The sequence below is a fragment of the Pararhodobacter sp. SW119 genome (assembly GCF_017811755.1).
In the GTDB taxonomy this organism is placed as follows: Bacteria; Pseudomonadota; Alphaproteobacteria; order Rhodobacterales; family Rhodobacteraceae; genus Pararhodobacter.
In genome coordinates this window covers 1-859 of record NZ_JADDJF010000166.1, presented here as the reverse complement: position 1 = coordinate 859, position 859 = coordinate 1, and the positions used below count along the sequence as shown (strand labels likewise).

General features: G+C 68.7%; 2 protein-coding genes. Both read right to left on the bottom strand.

Going from position 1 to position 859, the window contains the following annotated elements; all coding sequences use genetic code 11:
* Positions 1-90: 90 nt before the first annotated feature.
* Positions 91-444 (bottom strand): DsrE family protein, encoded by a 354-nt coding sequence (locus IM708_RS21070; protein WP_209428506.1) that lies wholly within the window; start codon positions 442-444, stop codon positions 91-93.
* The coding region (locus IM708_RS21065) for an MFS transporter (RefSeq protein ID WP_209428505.1) at positions 441-859 on the bottom strand (419 nt) is incomplete at its 5' end. The genes IM708_RS21065 and IM708_RS21070, both read right to left, overlap by 4 nt.

Below are 859 nucleotides of genomic sequence, written 5' to 3'. Positions count from 1 at the left end.
CGGCCGCGTGGTCATCGGCGTCGCGCACATCGATCAGGTGGAAGCGATCCGGATCGGCCGCGAGGGCGGCCAGCGTGAGCATCTCCGCCATCAGAACACCAGGACCTTGTCGGCGGCGAGCGTCGCCTGGGCGAGTTCGTCCATCGTCGAACGGCTTGCCCCCTCTATCATGTCGCTCTCTGTGAGGCCACGGGCGTCCATGCAGGTGCCGCACATCAGGACGCGCCCCTTGGCGGACAGCACACGACGGAGCATGCGCTCGAGGTTGTAGTAGCCATCCGGCGTCTGCTGCCCGGCCTTGGCGCAGAGAACCGCGTCGGCCATCAGGAAGACGCTGACCTCGGCCTCCGGGTCGCTCTTGGTCAGCGCATGGGTCATGCGCAGGCCATTGAAGCTGCGCTCCGTGCCGTAGGGCGGGTCGTTCAGGAGGATCAGGTGTTTCATGCGGGTGCTCCTTCAGCGGCGGGGTTGAGCCGTGGGTGGGTTTCCTCGCCGAGCCAGAAGAGCACGCCGCCGGACACGAACATCGAGATCGCGACGAACCAGAAGGCCGCCTCCGCAGCGCCGGTCAGGCTTGCGGCAAGGCCGAGGCCGAAGGCGCCGATGGCGTAGCCGAGGTCGCGCCAGAAGCGGTAGATGCCGATGGCCGAGCCGCGCCATGCGGGTGGCGTGATGTCCGCCACCGCCGCCGAGAGGTTGGGGTAAAGCAGCGCCATGCCGAAGCCCGCGACGCCGGCCGAGAGCGACCACCAGAGCGCACCGGTGCCCAGCACCACCATCGCCACGCCCGCGCCGCAGATCCACATGCCCAGCACATTGGGCCAGAACCGGCCGACATGGTCCGACAGCCGCCCGGTGA